The following is a 15,834-nucleotide window of genomic DNA, read 5'->3' on the forward strand; positions in this document are numbered from 1 at the left end:
CAATGGCCACGCATTTCTTCGTCGACACCGCGGCCCTCACCGGACGCACGCTGCGCCACGTCACCCGCAGCCTGGACACGATCATCACGACCGCGATCACACCCATCGCCATGATGTTGCTTTTCGTGTACGTGTTCGGCGGCGCGATCGACACCGGGTCGGTTTCGTACGTCAACTACATGCTGCCCGGCATCCTGCTCATCACGATCGCGTCGGGGATCGCGTACACCGCGTTCCGGCTCTTCATGGATATGCAGAGCGGCATCTTCGAGCGCTTCTCGTCGATGCCGATCGCCCGGTCGGGCGTGTTGTGGGCACACGTGCTGACCTCGATGGTCGCCAACCTGATCTCGCTCCTGGTCGTCGTCCTGGCCGCCATCGCCATCGGCTTCCGCTCGGGCGCCGGCGTGCTGGCCTGGCTCGCGGTCGCCGGCACGCTCATCCTGTTCACCCTGGCGCTGACCTGGATCGCCGTGATCCCCGGCCTGACCGCGAAGTCGGTCGACGGTGCGAGCGCGTTCTCCTACCCGCTGATCTTCCTGCCGTTCATCAGCTCGGCGTTCGTGCCCACCGCGACCATGCCCGGCCCGGTGCGCGCCTTCGCCGAGAACCAGCCGGTCACCTCCATCGTCAACGCCATCCGCAGCCTGCTCACCCAGCAAACCCGTCGGCACCGACATCTGGATCGCGCTCGCGTGGTGCGTCGGCATCCTCGTGGTCGCCTACGTGTTCGCGAACATGGCCTACCGTCGGCGGATCTCCTGAGGGGCGGGGTGAGGATGGAAGCATGCTGACGATCGGACAATTAGCGGCGTACGCCGGCGTCACGGCACGAACGGTGCGGCACTATCACCAGATCGGGCTGCTGCCCGAGCCGGAGCGTGACGATTCGGGCTACCGGCGCTACGGCGCCAAGGCGGTCGTGTCGCTCATCAAGATCCGCACGCTCGCCAACGCCGGCGTACCCCTGTCCCAGGTTGGCCCGCTGCTCGAAGCCGAACCGGCGGCTTTCGCTGACGCTCTCCAACGGATCGACCGCGACCTGCGCGACGAGATCGACCGGCTCGAGACCAGCCGCAAGCAGATCGCGCAGCTCACCACCGGCGACACGCTGGCGCTCCCGTCGGACGTGCTCCACTACCTCGACCGGCTCCGGGAGATCGGTGCGTCCGAGCGGATGATCGACGGTGAGCGGGAAGGGTGGATCCTGGTCGCGGCCCGCTGGCCCGATCAGATCCCGGAGGTGATGGCGGGGAAGCTCGCACAGCTCGACGATCCGCACCACGTCCGGCTCTACCGCCTCCTGTCGGAGATCATCGACAGCGACCCGGTCGACGACCGGCTGCTGGAGGAAGCCGCCGACATCATGGCCAACCTGGCCGAGCAGGCCTTCGCCGCCGGCGAGCTCAACTTCGAGGAGATGGCGCAGGACGAGGTAGCGGTTGGCCTGCTCGACGGCCTGCTCCTCGAGTCCGACCCGCGAGCGGGCCGGATGCTGGAGCTGATGCGCGAGCGCGGCTGGGTCGGCTGGACCCGCCTGGAGCGGCTGGACGCACCCTGCCAACGGTGAATCTTGACGATTTCTTGACGTCGTGATCCGCGTTCGCACCGGCAGGATGAGGGCGCGATAGCGGCCCCTGTCGAGGAGCACCGGATGGAAGAAGCATCGTCGGCCGGCGGCCGTGACGTGGTGCGCGCGGCCGTCGTGGTCGGCGCCCTCGGCGTCGTCTTCGGCGACATCGGGACCAGCCCGATCTACACCATCCAGACCGTCTTCAACCCGGCCGACCCGCACCCGGTGCCGGTCAGCACCGACAACGTCTACGGGGTCGTGTCGCTGGTGTTCTGGTCGGTCATGCTCATCGTCACCCTGACCTACGTGACGCTGGTGATGCGGGTCGACAACCAGGGGCAGGGCGGCATCATGGCCCTGATCACCCTGCTCCGCCGGCTCGGCGGGGGGCGCAGCCGGCGGGCGGCGCTGGTGCTCGCCGCGCTCGGCGTGTTCGGCGCCGCGCTCTTCTTCGGCGACAGCATGATCACACCGGCCATCTCGGTGCTGTCGGCGGTCGAGGGACTCAAGATCGTGCAGCCGGGGCTCGAAGACCTGGTCGTGCCGATCACCGCGGTCATCATCGTGCTGCTCTTCCTCGTGCAGCGGCGCGGCACGGCCGCGGTCGGCCGGTTCTTCGGCCCGGTGATGATCGCCTGGTTCGTCGCCATCGCCGCGTGCGGAATCGGCGGGATCGTCGAGAACCCCCACATCCTGGCGGCGCTGTCACCCACGTACGCCATCAGCTTCGTGGCCGGGAACTTCCACATCGGATTCTTCGCGCTGGCCGCGATCGTGCTCGCGGTGACCGGCGCCGAGGCCCTCTACGCCGACATGGGCCACTTCGGGCGGCGGGCGATCACCCGCGGCTGGCTGTCGTTGGTGCTGCCGGCGTGCGTGCTGAGCTATTTCGGCCAGGGCGCGCTGATCCTCTCCGACCAGAGCACGATCAGCAGCCCGTTCTTCCTGCTCACCCCCGACTGGGCCCGGTTGCCGATGGTGGTGCTGGCGACCGCGGCGACGGTCATCGCCTCGCAGGCGGTCATCACCGGTGCCTATTCGGTCGCGTCCCAGGCCGCGCAACTCGGCTATCTGCCCCGGTTGCGGGTCGCGCACACGTCGGCGTCGACGATCGGCCAGATCTACGTGCCCTGGATCAACTGGCTGCTGATGGTCTCGGTGCTGATCCTCGTCTTCGCGTTCCGCTCCTCGGCCGCGCTCGCGTTCGCCTTCGGCATGGCCGTCATCGCGACCATCACCATCACCACGCTGCTCTTCTTCTACCTCGCCCGGGTCCGCTTCCACACGCCATTGTGGATAGTGCTTACCGGTGCCGGCATCCTGTTGGCCGTCGACGTGCTGTTCCTCGCCGCCAACCTGACCAAGTTGCTGCACGGGGCCTGGTTGCCGTTGCTGATCGGGCTGACCGCGTTCGCGGTGATGACGACCTGGCAGCGGGGCCGTTCTGTGGTCACCCGCGAACGTGAACAGGCCGAGGGTCCCTTGCGGGAGTTCGTCACCGAGCTGCACGACCGGCCGGACACGTTCACCCGGGTGCCGGGCACGGCCGTGTTCCTCAACCGGGGCAAGGAGACCGCGCCGCTGGCGCTGCGGGCCAACGTCGAACACAACCACGTGCTGCACGAGCACGTGGTGATCCTGTCGATCGAGACCGACACCGTGCCATACGTGCCGGACAGCGAGCGGATCGTGGTCGACGACCTGGGATTCGCGCAGGACGGGGTCATCCATGTCGTAGCGCGGTTCGGCTATATCGAGACGCCGAACGTGCCCGCGACGCTCGCGCTGCTCGAACCGGACCGCACCGAGGGGCTGGTCTCGCTCGACGGCGCTTCCTATTTCCTCTCGAAGATCGAGCTCACCCGCGGCGATGCGCCGACGATGGCCGGCTGGCGCAAACGGCTGTTCATCGCGACGTCCTACGTGACGGCTGACGCAGCCGAGTATTTCGGCCTGCCGCGCGAACGCACGGTCATCATGGGTTCCCGGATCGCCGTCTGACACCCGAGGGCTGGGCGCTCGTGGCAGGGTTGGGGAGTGGATGTGACTTCCGCGGCCCGGCGCGTCCGGCGGGCCCTTCCGCTGCTGCTCGTGTTGGCGGCCCTCGGCTGGGTGGCGACGATCACCGTGTTGATCAGCTAGCGCGGCTATAGCCAGTTGTTGCGGCGGAAACCCCGATACATGACGACCGCGGTGACGATCATGACCAGCATCACGCCGGGATAGCCGTAGCGCCAGCCCAGCTCCGGCATGAAGGTGAAGTTCATTCCGTAGATGCCGGCGATGAACGTCTGCACCGCGAAGATCGCCGCCCAGCCAGCGATCTTGCGCATGTCGTTGTTCTGGTCCACCGTGACCTGCGCCAGCCGGGCCTGGAGGATCGAGTTGAGCAGATCGTCGAACGCGGTGATCCGTTCGACCGTGCGCAGGAGGTTGTTGTAGACGTCGCGGAAATAGCGGCGGATCTCCTTGGACAGCAGGGTCCGATCCTCGAGCAGCGCACCGAAGTGACGCTGCAACGGTGCCACCGCCCGTTTGAACTCCACCAGCTCCCGCTTGAGCTGATAGATGTGCGAGACCCGCCCACCGGCACCCGCGTACCGCGCGAAGACGCTCTCCTCGACCGCGTCGATATCGGTCTCCACCGCAGCCGCCACCGCCGTGTAGGCGTCGACCACGCGGTCACACACGGCGTGTGCCACCGCCCACGGCCCCAGCGCCAGCCGCTGCGGCCGAGCCTCCAGGTCGCTCCGGACCGGCCCCAATGCGCCGGGCGCGCCGTGTCGCACGGTGATCACGAACTGCGGCCCGATGAAGACCACCACGGCGCCCGTTTCCACCACCTCGGAGGTCTCCGTCAGCTCCGGATGATCGACGTACCTCGTGGTCCGCAGCACGATCACCGTGACCTCTTCGGAGCGCTCCACCGCCGGCCGGTGATCCGGGCTGAGCGCGTGCTCGGCGGTCAGCTCATCGAGCCCGTACACCTCGGCCACCTCGATGATGTTGGCCGGCGTCGGGTCGTGCAGCCCCAGCCAGACGAACCCCTCGCCGGCCCGGGCTATCTCCAGCGCCTGCGCGTAGTCGAACTGCCCACCCATCCGTCGCCCGGCCACGTAGACGGCGCAGTCGACAACCCAGTCCATGGCAGACCGGTTCTGCTCGTCGGCCACCACCGCCTCCCTCCCGGTTCCTCGCCTGCATTAAAACGCGCGGATGCACCGCCCATGCCTGATCCGATCACATGGCGCGCCCTTTCCAAGGCCAACCGCGTGTGTCAAGGGCGTATTGGGATCGCTGCCCGGTGCGTATGGATTCCGTAGCGACCGCCGCTCTCCGGCCGGGCCCGGACGCACGATGCGGGTATGTCGTCGTTGACACGTTGTCCGGTCCTGGTCATCGAACCCGGCACCGCGCTGGCCCCGGCACTGTGCGACCTCCTGGGTGTGCCGGTTTGCGCCGTGTGGCACGGATGGGGCGCCGACGTGGTCGGCGAGATCCGCCGGCGCCAGCCGCTCGTGGTGGTGATCCGCCCCTGGCCCGGTTTCGGTCACCCGCAGCTGGTCAGGCTGCGAGCGCTGGTCGACCTGCCGGTGGTCGAGGTCGCGACCGGGACCACAATGGACGTCGATCCGGAGATGCCGCACCCGCCGTTCTCGGCCGCCGACGTCGCCGAGGTGGTCCGCAGGCACCTCACCGCGGCCGAGCGGCGGGAGTTGGTCGGGCGGTAGCCCTCCCGATGTTGGTGGTCGGGGAGCATGATGGGCGGGTGGGCGACGGCGGCGCGGTCGCGGACGACTCCGGCATGAAGGCGGTGTCGGCGTCGACCTACGCCGCCGCGGCCGACCACTTCGACGACTCGGCGCTGTCGTTCTGGGACAGGTTCGGTCGTGCGACGGTCGCGCGGCTCGGCCTGCGCCCGGGCGACCGGGTCTTCGACGCCTGTTGCGGCACGGGTGCGTCGGCGCTGCCCGCCGCGCACGAGGTCGGTGCCGGCGGGCGGGTGTTGGGCTTCGACCTGGCCGAGCCGGCGCTCGCGCTGGCCCGAGCCAAGGCGCGGGGTCAGGGTTTGTCCAATGTCGAGTTCCGGTCGGCCGATGTCGAACACATCGGGCTGCCGTCCGGGGCTTTCGACGCCGTGGTCTGCGTCTTCGGTGTCTTCTTCCTGCCCGACATGGTCGCCGCGGTCGCGGAGCTGTGGCGGCTGGTCCGCCCCGGCGGCGTGCTGGCCGTCACGGTGTGGGGACCCGAGTGGCTCGAACCGGCGACCACCGAGTTCTGGGCCGCGGTCGGCGCCGAACGCCCCGACCTGGTGAAGGCCTTCCACCCGTGGACCCGGGTCACGTCCGCGGAGGCGGTGGCCGAGCTGTTGCGGTCCGGCGGCACGCCGGCGCCGACGGTCGAGGCCGAGCCGGGCACCCATCCGCTCGCCGACCCTGACGACTGGTGGACGATCGTGCTCGGCACCGGCTACCGGGCCACCGTCGAGCAACTCGACCCATCAGGAGCTGCACGCGTACGCGCTGCCAATGTCGCGTGGCTACGCGACCACGAGGTGAGCCAGCTCCAGGTGAACGTTCTTTACGCGCGGGCCGTCAAGCCCGGGCCAGCCGCCGGTTGACTCGGGAGACTGACTCAGCGAATATTGAGTCAATGAACGTTGAGATGTCTTCGGTCGAGCGGCGGGCCCGGGTGCACGCCGCGCTCGGCGATCCCGCGCGCCTGGTGATCGCTGACGCGCTCGCGATCGGCGATGCGTCGCCGAGCGAGATCGCCGACCGGCTCGGGATGTCGAGCAACCTGGTCGCCCACCACCTCGGCGTGCTGACGGACGCCGGCGTCATCACCCGGTCCCGGTCTGAGCATGATCGGCGCCGCAGCTACGTCCGCCTCCGGCCGGACTCGCTCGCCGCGTTCGGCAGCCCCGGGTTCGCGGTCCCTCGCCGGGTGGTGTTCGTCTGCACGCGCAACTCCGCGCGTTCGCAGCTGGCCGCAGCGGTCTGGAGGTCGCGGAGCGCCGTGCCGGCCGCCTCTGCGGGCACCGAGCCCGCCGCCCGGGTCAACCCGCGTGCGGTGCGTGCGGCGCGGCGGCACGGTCTCCGCTTGGCGGCGCAGCGCACCGCGAGCCTCGACGCCGTCGCGGCCGACGGAGACCTGCTGATCGCGGTCTGCGACCACGTCCACGAGACGCTGCCCGCCGCACTGACCCGCCTGCACTGGTCGGTTCCGGACCCGGTGCCGGTGGACACCGACGTAGCGTTCGAGGCGGCCTTCGCCGACATCTCCGAGCGGATCGGCCGGCTCGTGCCCGCCATCACGGTCGGGGGATCGAGACCGTGAGCGCCACCCTCGGGCGCCGGCTGTTCGCCGAATACCTCGGCAGCGCGTTGCTCGTGACCGCCGTCGTCGGCTCCGGGATCATGGCGGCGCGGCTGTCTCCGGGCGACGCCGGCCTCCAGCTGTCTGAGAACGCGTTCGCGACGATGCTGGCGCTCGCGGTGCTGATCCTGGTGCTGGGACCGGTCTCCGGCGCACACCTCAACCCGGTCGTCACCGCCGTCGACTGGTGGCTGCGCCGCCGTGCCGGTGCGGCACCCGCCCCGACGCTTGTCGCCGGCTACGTTGTCGCCCAGGTGGCCGGTGCCGTCAGCGGGGCGGTCCTGGCCAACGTGATGTTCGACCTGCCGGCGGTGTCCTGGTCGACCACCGACCGCGCCGCGTCGCACCTGTGGATCGGCGAAACGGTCGCGACCGCCGGGCTGATTCTGCTCGTCTTCGCCCTGGTTCGGACCGCGAACACCCGGGATGCGCCGGCCGCCGTCGGCGCCTACATCGGTGCCGCCTACTGGTTCACCAGCTCGACCAGCTTCGCCAACCCGGCCGTGACCATCGGTCGCGGGTTCACCGACACCTTCGCCGGCATCGCGCCGGCCTCCGTGCCGGCGTTCATCGGAGCGCAACTCGTCGGCGGAGCCCTGGGTGCCCTGTTGGTCGTGGTCCTCTACCCGCAGCCGCGCGGGTCCGAAGAGGCCGACCGTCGCGTCCTGACCGCCACGACCACGGAGCGCGCCGACCGATGACGACCGCCACGAAGCCCAGCGTCCTGTTCGTCTGTGTGCACAACGCGGGCCGATCGCAGATGGCGGCCGGATTCCTCCGCCACCTCGCCGGTGACCGCGTCGAAGTGCGGTCCGCCGGGTCCGCTCCGGCAGACCAGATCAACCCGGTCGCCGTGCGCGCGATGGAGGAACTCGGCATCGACATCACCGACCAGCAACCCACGATCCTGACGCCGGGTGACTCGGCGGCATCGTCGGTGGTCATCACGATGGGCTGTGGCGACGTCTGCCCCTACTTCCCGGGACAGACCCACCTCGACTGGGAGCTCGACGACCCCGCCGGCCAGAACATCGAAGCCGTCCGGCGCATCCGGGACGACATCGGCAGCCGGGTCAGGGCGCTCGTCGCCGAGATCCTCCCTTAGCCGTGGGTAGGAGGCGGGGCACCAGTCGCACATAGGCGACCATGCCCAGGACCTCGACCAGCGTCTGGGTGACCACGACCGCCGCGGCGACGGCGAGGCGGTCGGGGAGGGCCAGCGCCAGCGGGAGCACCACCAGCGAGTTGCGGGTCGCGCCGGTGAACACCACGGCCCGGGCCGGTGCCGTGTCCAGCCGGAAGAGCCGGCTGACGCCCAGCCCGGCAACGGCCATCACCACCAGGAAGACGACGTAGAACGGCACCACGCCGACCACGTCGCCGAGGTCGTTGTGGATCTTGGGGATCTGGGAGGCGACGACCACGAACAGCGTCGCGGCCATCAGCGGCACCATCGCCGTTCCCAGGTGCCGGGCGACCGTTGCCCCGGCCCGGCGCCGGCTGGCCCACGCCTGCGTGGCCCAGGCCAGCACGAGCGGGACGACGATCAGGAAGAGGAAGGCCTCGACGAAGGGTCCGGCGTCGACCGTCTCGGCCAGGTCTGACCCCAGGAACAACAGCAGAAACAGCGGTAGCAACAGGATCTGGGCGATCAGCAACAGCGGCGTGGCGGCAAGCAGCCGATCGCTGCTCGCGCCGGCCAGGCCGCTGAAGACGATCACGTAGTCGACGCAGGGGGTGAGCAACACCAGCAGCACACCCAGCCGCACCGCCTGGTCGGCCGGCAGGAACGTGAACATCGCCGCCACCACGAGCGGGACGACGACGAAGTTCACGACGAGCGCGGCGGCGAGGAATCGGCCGTCGCGCAGGGAGCGCACCAGATCCCGTGCCGGCACTTGGAGGAACGTCACGTAGAGCAGGGCACCCAGCACCGGACTGATGACGTGTTCGAGGCCCGGCCCCGCGCCCGGCAGCGCCCAGCCGACAGCAGCCCCCGCGCCGATCGCGCCCAGATAGACGGCGACCTGATGCCGCTCCAACCCGGCGACCAGCTCAGCCTTCCATCTCGTAGGGGAACGAATGCCATACGTCGCCCGCACGCTCACGGTCGGCGCGGTAACCGACCTCGAGCCGAGCGACCACGGCGAGCGACGGGTCGTCTTCCACCAGGTGGACCATCGCGTCGATCACGCAGGCACCGTGGAGATTCGGGTCGTTGACCCCGTCGAGCACTACCCACGAGTTGTCGGCCGTGTGGATCACGGTGAGCGCCGGTAACTGGCCGTCGGCGACCGTCCGCTGCACGGTGGCGCCGAGTTGTGGCGGAAAACGGCCGTCCGGGAAGGGAAAGGGCACGTGTCGGAAGACTTCGTGAGCCACGACCGCTCATCAAAGCCTGATCGTGGTGCCGGTTGTGGCACTCGTTCGGGCGGCGTCGAGGACCTCGATGTTGCGGAGGACGTCCCACGGGTCGACCGGGAGCGGCGCTTCGCCGCGGACAGCAGCCGCGAACGCCGGGTAGTAGGTGTCCCAGCGGCCGCGTTCGGTCGGGACCGGCTCGGCTGGGCCGCCGCGGTAGAGGTTGCCCCAGCGGGCTTGCGGCTCGGTGCCCCAGCGGTCGCCCTCGGTCGCGGGCGTGCGGCCGGCGATGAGGTCGGCCTCCTGGCCGTCGACGCCGTCGACGATGTAGGTGCCGGTCGTGCCGGTGACCCGGAAGCGTGGGCCGGGGGCGCCCTGCACCCAGCTGCCCCAGAGCTGTGATTCGACGCCGCCGGTGTGGGCGACGGTGACGAAGAAGTCGTCGTCGAGCGTGTGCCGGGCGCTCATCCGGGCGTAGACGTGGTCCGCGGGACCGAACAGCAACAGGGCCTGGTCGACCAGGTGCGCGCCGAAGTCGCGCAGGGCGCCGCCGCCGGCCGCGGGTGGGCCCGGGTCGGGGGAGAAGCGTTCGAAGCGGGACTCGAAGCGGGTGATGTCGCCCAGCTCACCCGTGTCGATCAGGCGGCGGACGGTCAGCAGGTCGGAGTCCCAGCGGCGGTTCTGGTAGACGCTGAGCGCGACGCCGGCCCGCTCGGCCGCTTCGATCGCGGTGCGGGCCTCGGCCGCGTCGAGGGCGAACGGTTTGTCGACCACCACCGCCATGCCGAGCCCGATCGCCTCCATAGCGAGCGGAATGTGGGTGTCTGCCGGGGTGGAAATCGCGACCGCCTGAACACCGTCGGTGACCAGTGCCTGCAGCGAGTCGTAGGCGGTGACGCCGGGATGGTCCTTCTCGAGCTCGGCCCGGCGGTCCGGTGACCGGGTCACCACGCCGGCGAAGTCGATGTCAGGCGCTGACCTGAGAAGTGGCGCGTGGAAGTAGCGCCCGCCGAATCCGTAGCCGACCAGTCCGAATCGCATGTGGGGATCCTCTTCCCGAGGGGTTTCTCAGGTCAAGCTGGCGTCCGGGCGGTCGGTTGACCGCCCGGACGCGATCAACGGCTAGTGGAAGGTGCCGGTGCCGGCCCAGGCGGGGATGCCGATGCCGGGTCCGCGGCGCATGGTCCAGTTGGTGAAGGTGGTGCCGGTTGACTCTCCGGTGTGGAGGGTGCCGTCGGCGCCGTAGTACCAGATCAGGTCGTCCTTACCGTCGTGGTTGTAGTCCCCGACGCCGGCCCAGGTCGGTGTCCCGATCCCATCGACGGACCCGATGGTGGCCAGGCCGCTTCCGGAGAAGGTGAACACGGCTGAGCCTTGGTGCCAGGCGATGTCGTCGCGGTAGCCGTCGCCGTCGAAGTCACCGACGCCGGCCCAGTCCGGGGTCCCGATCCCGGGCCCGCGACGCATCGTGCAGTTGGCGAAGGTGCTGCCGTTCGATTCGCAGGTGTGAATGGTTCCGTCGGGGTAGAACCAGAACAGGTCGTCGCGGCCGTCGTGGGTGTAGTCCCCGACCCCGGCCCACGTCGGTGTCCCGGGCCCGTCGACGGAGCCGGTCGTTGCCAGGCCGCTGCCCGAGAACGTGAAGATCGTAGATCCCTGGTGCCAGGCGATGTCGTCGCGATAGCCGTCACCGTCGAAGTCACCGACCCCGGCCCAGTCGGGTTTGCCGACTCCTGGTCCGCGGCGCATGGTGCAGTTGGTGAACGTGGTCCCGTTCGCGTCGCAGGTGTGGATGGTCCCGTCACCGGCGTAGTACCAGAACAGGTCGTCGCGGCCGTCGTGGTTGTAGTCACCGACACCGGCCCAATCGGGGGTGCCGATCCCGTCGACGGAACCGATGGTCGGGAACCCGGCCCCGGAGAAGGTGAACAGGCCCGAGCCCTGCATCCACGCCACATCCGCACCCGAGGTTCCGGCCTCCAGGACGCGGCGATACTTGAAGGGCTTGTACAAAGACCTGCTGTAGCCGGCCTCCGACCACAGCCGGTGCTTGGTGGACGGCTTGGTCTGCTCGTACATCATGAAGTCGCCGCCGACGGCACCGACCCAGTGGTCGAAGATCACCGTGTGCGAGCCGTTCACCGGGTTGGCCTCGTTGTGGTAGAGCAGGATGTCGCCGGGACGCAGCGCGTTGTAGGTGATCTGCACGCTGATGGTGTCGAGGTCGCCGGTCCACCAGTAGTTGTCGTTGGTGTGCCAGGCCATCCCGACGTATCCCGAACAGTCGGTGCGATAATCGTCGCGATATTTCTCCATGCTGTAGGGCACGTGGGCGTCATACCAGGACTTCGCGCGGCTCAGGATCTCGTTCCGGGTGATCCACGGTCCGGGATTGTCGGCCGCCGCCGCCCCTGCGGCCCGCGTCGCCGAGCTGACGGCGGTGACACCCTGCGGCCGCACGGTGGTGTCGTCGCTGCCGGCCGCCGCCTGCGCCGTGGCGGGCGCCACCATCGCCAGGGCGACGGCCGCGCCGAGCACGGCCAGGATGTGGCGCCAGCGGAACACGCTGTGCCGTCGTTGATTGGGCTTCATCGAGACTTCTCCCTCGGGTCCGGTCCGCGGTCGTTGCGGACAGACCGTCGCGGTACGGGCTATCCAAGGACTGGACGCCGACGCCGGGAGTACGGGCGCGGGCGTCCAGCGTTCGGATAGCCCGTACCGCGAAGGTCCCGGTGTTGGCGCGCGTGCGCCGAGATCACCTGACCCGAGGAGTTCGATGCGCATCAGGACAGACCTGACCCATCGCCGACTACGGTTGGCCGTCGCGTTCTCGGCGGCCATCGTGACGGCCGTGTTGGCGCCCGGCGGGGCCATGGCAAGCGGACCGTCGATCACACCGTCCAACAGCGACAACGGCTGGGCCGGCAGCGGCACGCCAACGAGCGTGTCCGGCACGTCGACAGCCCTGGCCACGATCGTGCCGCCGCCGGCCGGCTACCCGATCAACGGCCGCGACGTGTCCAGCCACGATCACAACGGCGGCAAGACCGTCAGTTGGCCGGCCCAGAAAGCAGCCGGAGACGAGTTCGCCTACGTCAAGGCGACCGAGGGCACCACGTACACGAATGAGTACTTCACCCAGGACTACCGCGGCGCGAAAGCCGCCGGCCTCTATGTCGGCGCGTATGCCTGGGGGCGGCCCGACAAGGGCAACCCGGTCGGCCAGGCGAACTACTTCGTCGACCACATGGAGTGGTCACGGGACGGCCGGACGCTGCCGCCGTTCCTGGACATCGAGTGGCCCTACAACGACCTGCCCGCATGCTACGGCCTCAACCAGAGCCAGATGCGTTCGTGGATCAGCTCGTTCCTGAGCCAGGTGCAGGCCCGCATCGGCGTCACGCCGATGATCTACACCAACGTCAACTGGTGGAATCCGTGCACCGGCAACAGCACCGCGTTCGCCGGCTACCTGCTCGACGTCGCGAGCTGCAACTCCTCGCCACCATCGGTGCCGGGCTGGGGCAACCATTGGACCTTCTGGCAGTACGACATCCCGGACTGCCAGCGCGGCGGCGACCGCGATTCCAACGTCTTCAACGGAAGCCTCGCCCAGCTGGCCCAACTCGCCGGCGCACACGCGGGGTCAGGCGCGGACGTCGCGTGGATGCAAGGCTCGGGCCTGTTCACGTTCTCCGGGGCCGGGTTCCCGACGATCGGTTCCGTCGACGGGATCGGCACTCCGGACTGGGCCGGTGTCGGTGACTACAACCACGACGGCCGCGACGACCTGTTCTGGTACTACGCCGGTGACGGGACCATCCACACCTGCGACGCGAACGGGACCACGTTCACCAACTGCACCATGCGGCGCGGACCAGGAGTCGGCAAACCCGACTGGGCCGGAGTCGGTGACTTCGACGGTGACGGCTACCGCGACGACATCGCCTGGCACCAAGGCTCAACCATCTTCACCCTCTCGGGCAGCGGCCTAGCCACGACCGGCTCCGTTGACGGGCCCGGGACACCAACCTGGGCCGGTGTCGGGGACTACACCCACGACGGCCGCGACGACCTGTTCTGGTTCTACCCCGACGGAACGATCCACACCTGCGAATCGAACGGCAGCACCTTCGCCAACTGCACCATGCGCCGCGGACCCGGGATCGGGACCCCGGACTGGGCCGGCGTCGGCGACTTCGACGCAGACGGCTACCGCGACGACATCGCCTGGCACCAAGGATCAGCCGTGTTCACCTTCTCCGGAACCGGCCTGGCCACCATCGGGTCCGTCGATGGGATCGGGACACCCACCTGGGCCGGGGTCGGGGACTACAACCACGACGGCCGCGACGACCTGATCTGGTACTACGGCGCCGACGGCACCCTCCACACCGGAGAGTCAACCGGCACCACCTTCAGCAACTGGACCATGCGCCGCGGACCTGGGATCGGCGTCCCTGCCTGGGCCGGCACCGGCACCTTCCACTAACCCCTCACCCCGTCCGGGCGGTCAACCCGACCGCCCGGACGCGAAGGGCACCGGCCAGTTCGATGGCGTACAAGCGGAGAAGGTTGTGGAATGTGAAGCGGTCACCCGGCAGCCACTGGAGCAGGTTGACGGAGACCAGCGAGTCGAGCCCGTGCTCCGCGGCGGCCGGGTCGATGCCCAGCAGAGCAGCCGCGGCCTGAAGCCCGATCTGCACGCCCGGCGCCAACGCGAGCAGCCGAAAGGTCCGTGCCTCGGGCGGCGCCAACTGGGCGTAGCTGCGCTCGAACGTCGCACGCACGTCGAGGTCGCCGGCGCGCAACTCGTCGAGCCGGTGACGCTCGTCGGCGAGACGCTCGACGAACGCGTGCAGGCTCCACCCGGGCCGGCTCGCCAGCCGCACGCCCGCGATGCGGACGGCGAGCGGCAACCGTCCACACGCGACAACCAGCGCCGTGGCGGCGCGCGGCTCGGCCTCGACGCGGGCTCTGCCGGCCACCGCCGCCAGAAGCTCGACCGCCTCGCCGGCGGAGAGCAGGTCCAGATCCACCAGCCGTGCGCCCGCGAGGTCGACCAGGCGCCGGCGGCTGGTGACCAGTGCGGTGCACCGGCCCGGGCCGGGCAGCAGTTGCCGGACCTGAGCCGCGTCGCGCGCGTCGTCGAGCACCACGAGCACCCGACGGTCGGCCAGAATGCTGCGGTAGAGCCCGGCCCGCTCGGTTACGTCGGCCGGCAGGTCGCGCTCTACCCCGAGAGCGCGCAGCAGCGACCCGAGCGCCTCGACCGGGTGCAGCGGCGCCGGCCCGGAGCCCCGCAGGTCGACGAAGAGCTGCCCGTCGGGGTAGGCGGCGCGTAGCCCGGACGCGACCATGGCGGCTACGGCGGTCTTGCCCACACCGCCGACCCCGCAGATCGCGCAGACCACCGCGGCCGTCGGCTGATCCAGCAGGCGGTGCACCTCGCGGAGCGGCGCGGCCCGGCCGGTGAAGTCGGCGGGAGCGGCGGGCACCTGGAACGGGACGGTTGCCCGGACGGGTCGGGCGGCGGCGGGCCGCCATTGTTGGCGCAGCACCCGTTGCCGGTAGCCGGCCAGCTCGGGGCCGGGGTCGACGCCGAGTTGCTCGAGCAACCGCTGCCGGATCCCGTCGTAGAGCTCCAGCGCCTCGAACTGCCGTCCCGTCGCCGCCAAAGCCAGCATGAGCCGGGCGTGCAGCGGCTCGTGCAGCGGATGCCGGTCGGTCAGCGGCCGCAGCATCCGCACTGCCACGTCGTGCTCACCGCAGGCGTCCGCGACATCGGCGCGCAGCAGCCCGGCCCGGACCCGTTCCTCGCGCAACGTCACGACGGACGGGTGTTCGGCCAGGGCGACCAGGTCGGCGAGCGGGTCGCCCCGCCACAGCGCCAGGGCCCGGTCGAGCAGCTCGCCGGCTCGGGCCGGATCACGGGTCGCCACCTCACGAGCCTCGTCGACCAGGTCGCCGAACCGCAGCGCGTCGAGGTGGTCGGCGGAGACCGCCAGCGCGTAGCCGCCGGGCACCAGGCTCAGCAGCCCCGCCGGGGCCAGCACGCGCCGGAGGCGGGAGACATAGGTCTGGACCAGGTTGACCGCCGACGCGGGTGGTTGCTCGGCCGGCCACAGCAGGTCGATCAGCTCCGCCCGTGGCACGGCCTGGCCGGGAGTCAACGCCAACCGGCCCAGCACGGTGCGCGGTCCAGGACCGAAACCCGCGCCCCAGCCGGCGAACCGGAGGGTGAGCGGTCCCAGGATCTGGATCACCGGTTGGCTCGCAGTCTCGATGCGCTGTGGCGGTGCCGGCCGGGCCGGGGGAGCGGGGCGCAGCCGCAAGGCGCCGGCGAGCGCCTCGATCGAGCGGGGCTGCGGCTGCTTGGTTCGGCCCTGCTCCAGGTCACGGATGACGGCGACGCTGAGCCCCGACCGGGTGGCCAGTTCGCGTTGGGTCAAACCCGCATCCTGGCGCTTCAGGCGCAACTGACTGCCGAAGTTCAGATCCACGAGACGAAGCTTCGGGCG

General features: G+C 70.0%; 14 protein-coding genes and 1 pseudogene. 9 read left to right on the plus strand and 6 right to left on the minus strand.

The features are described from left to right. Positions 1-2: 2 nt before the first annotated feature. From DFJ67_RS27790 to DFJ67_RS27800, 3 genes and pseudogenes are all read left to right on the plus strand, one after another. Positions 3-765 (plus strand): annotated as a pseudogene (locus DFJ67_RS27790) (ABC transporter permease). Positions 766-787: 22 nt separating this feature from the next. Further along, entirely contained in the window at positions 788-1,570 is a 783-nt protein-coding gene (locus tag DFJ67_RS27795; protein WP_116070726.1) for a MerR family transcriptional regulator, read from the plus strand. 84 nt (positions 1,571-1,654) lie between these two features. Then, the gene (locus DFJ67_RS27800; RefSeq protein ID WP_116070727.1) at positions 1,655-3,574 is read left to right on the plus strand and encodes a potassium transporter Kup; all 1,920 of its coding nucleotides are present in this window, start codon (positions 1,655-1,657) and stop codon (positions 3,572-3,574) included. Between the two features lie 146 nt (positions 3,575-3,720). Here the strand turns inward: DFJ67_RS27800 and DFJ67_RS27805 are convergent, their stop codons facing one another. Then, positions 3,721-4,746 carry a magnesium and cobalt transport protein CorA gene (locus DFJ67_RS27805; protein WP_239097534.1) on the minus strand — a complete coding sequence of 342 codons (1,026 nt, stop codon included), beginning with the start codon at positions 4,744-4,746 and terminating at the stop codon, positions 3,721-3,723. 192 nt (positions 4,747-4,938) lie between these two features. Here DFJ67_RS27805 and DFJ67_RS27810 point away from each other — a divergent pair, with 192 nt between their 5' ends. Genes DFJ67_RS27810 through DFJ67_RS27830 form a run of 5 tightly spaced genes read left to right on the plus strand, consistent with a single transcriptional unit; the run spans position 4,939 to position 8,057 of the window. After that, a complete protein-coding gene (locus DFJ67_RS27810) occupies positions 4,939-5,304 on the plus strand; it encodes a hypothetical protein (RefSeq protein WP_116070729.1) in 366 nt (121 codons plus the stop codon). 38 nt (positions 5,305-5,342) lie between these two features. Next, the gene (locus tag DFJ67_RS27815) at positions 5,343-6,194 is read left to right on the plus strand and encodes a class I SAM-dependent methyltransferase (protein ID WP_203784252.1); all 852 of its coding nucleotides are present in this window, start codon (positions 5,343-5,345) and stop codon (positions 6,192-6,194) included. Positions 6,195-6,226: 32 nt separating this feature from the next. Continuing rightward, complete coding sequence (locus tag DFJ67_RS27820; protein ID WP_116070730.1) at positions 6,227-6,913, plus strand: arsenate reductase/protein-tyrosine-phosphatase family protein; 687 nt, start codon at positions 6,227-6,229, stop codon at positions 6,911-6,913. After that, on the plus strand, positions 6,910-7,653 hold the full coding sequence (locus DFJ67_RS27825; protein ID WP_116070731.1) for an aquaporin: 744 nt from the start codon (positions 6,910-6,912) through the stop codon (positions 7,651-7,653). The genes DFJ67_RS27820 and DFJ67_RS27825 overlap by 4 nt, the downstream gene beginning before the upstream one ends. Next, positions 7,650-8,057 carry an arsenate reductase ArsC gene (locus DFJ67_RS27830; RefSeq protein ID WP_116070732.1) on the plus strand — a complete coding sequence of 136 codons (408 nt, stop codon included), beginning with the start codon at positions 7,650-7,652 and terminating at the stop codon, positions 8,055-8,057. The genes DFJ67_RS27825 and DFJ67_RS27830 overlap by 4 nt, the downstream gene beginning before the upstream one ends. On the opposite strand, the gene DFJ67_RS27835 is transcribed toward DFJ67_RS27830, so the two are convergent. The 4 genes from DFJ67_RS27835 to DFJ67_RS27850 all read right to left on the minus strand — a co-directional run bounded on the left by DFJ67_RS27835 (position 8,026) and on the right by DFJ67_RS27850 (position 11,905). Next, positions 8,026-8,994 (minus strand): bile acid:sodium symporter, encoded by a 969-nt coding sequence (locus DFJ67_RS27835; RefSeq protein ID WP_239097535.1) that lies wholly within the window; start codon positions 8,992-8,994, stop codon positions 8,026-8,028. The genes DFJ67_RS27830 and DFJ67_RS27835 overlap by 32 nt on opposite strands. A 13-nt stretch (positions 8,995-9,007) precedes the next feature. Then, on the minus strand, positions 9,008-9,334 hold the full coding sequence (locus DFJ67_RS27840) for a hypothetical protein (RefSeq protein WP_147315623.1): 327 nt from the start codon (positions 9,332-9,334) through the stop codon (positions 9,008-9,010). 9 nt (positions 9,335-9,343) lie between these two features. Next, positions 9,344-10,354 carry a Gfo/Idh/MocA family protein gene (locus tag DFJ67_RS27845; protein ID WP_116070734.1) on the minus strand — a complete coding sequence of 337 codons (1,011 nt, stop codon included), beginning with the start codon at positions 10,352-10,354 and terminating at the stop codon, positions 9,344-9,346. An 81-nt stretch (positions 10,355-10,435) separates the two neighbouring features. After that, the gene (locus DFJ67_RS27850) at positions 10,436-11,905 is read right to left on the minus strand and encodes an FG-GAP repeat domain-containing protein (RefSeq protein ID WP_147315624.1); all 1,470 of its coding nucleotides are present in this window, start codon (positions 11,903-11,905) and stop codon (positions 10,436-10,438) included. Between the two features lie 184 nt (positions 11,906-12,089). On the opposite strand from DFJ67_RS27850, the gene DFJ67_RS27855 reads away from it, so the two are divergent. After that, a complete protein-coding gene (locus DFJ67_RS27855; protein WP_116070736.1) occupies positions 12,090-13,805 on the plus strand; it encodes a GH25 family lysozyme in 1,716 nt (571 codons plus the stop codon). 4 nt (positions 13,806-13,809) lie between these two features. Here DFJ67_RS27855 and DFJ67_RS27860 read toward each other — a convergent pair whose 3' ends face one another. After that, entirely contained in the window at positions 13,810-15,816 is a 2,007-nt protein-coding gene (locus DFJ67_RS27860) for a BTAD domain-containing putative transcriptional regulator (protein WP_116070737.1), read from the minus strand. Between the last annotated feature and the right edge of the window lie 18 nt (positions 15,817-15,834).

Origin of the sequence: Asanoa ferruginea, from assembly GCF_003387075.1 — a bacterium.
GTDB lineage: Bacteria > Actinomycetota > Actinomycetes > Mycobacteriales > Micromonosporaceae > Asanoa > Asanoa ferruginea.

Excerpts from the sequence above, each read along its gene's own strand:
- DFJ67_RS27800 (WP_116070727.1), top strand. The coding sequence starts at position 1,655 with ATGGAAGAAGCATCGTCGGCCGGCGGCCGTGACGTGGTGCGCGCGGCC.
- DFJ67_RS27795 (WP_116070726.1), top strand. The coding sequence starts at position 788 with ATGCTGACGATCGGACAATTAGCGGCGTACGCCGGCGTCACGGCACGA.
- DFJ67_RS27830 (WP_116070732.1), top strand. The coding sequence starts at position 7,650 with ATGACGACCGCCACGAAGCCCAGCGTCCTGTTCGTCTGTGTGCACAAC.
- DFJ67_RS27820 (WP_116070730.1), top strand. The coding sequence starts at position 6,227 with ATGAACGTTGAGATGTCTTCGGTCGAGCGGCGGGCCCGGGTGCACGCC.
- DFJ67_RS27810 (WP_116070729.1), top strand. The coding sequence starts at position 4,939 with ATGTCGTCGTTGACACGTTGTCCGGTCCTGGTCATCGAACCCGGCACC.
- DFJ67_RS27855 (WP_116070736.1), top strand. The coding sequence starts at position 12,090 with ATGCGCATCAGGACAGACCTGACCCATCGCCGACTACGGTTGGCCGTC.
- DFJ67_RS27850 (WP_147315624.1), bottom strand. The coding sequence starts at position 11,905 with ATGAAGCCCAATCAACGACGGCACAGCGTGTTCCGCTGGCGCCACATC.
- DFJ67_RS27845 (WP_116070734.1), bottom strand. The coding sequence starts at position 10,354 with ATGCGATTCGGACTGGTCGGCTACGGATTCGGCGGGCGCTACTTCCAC.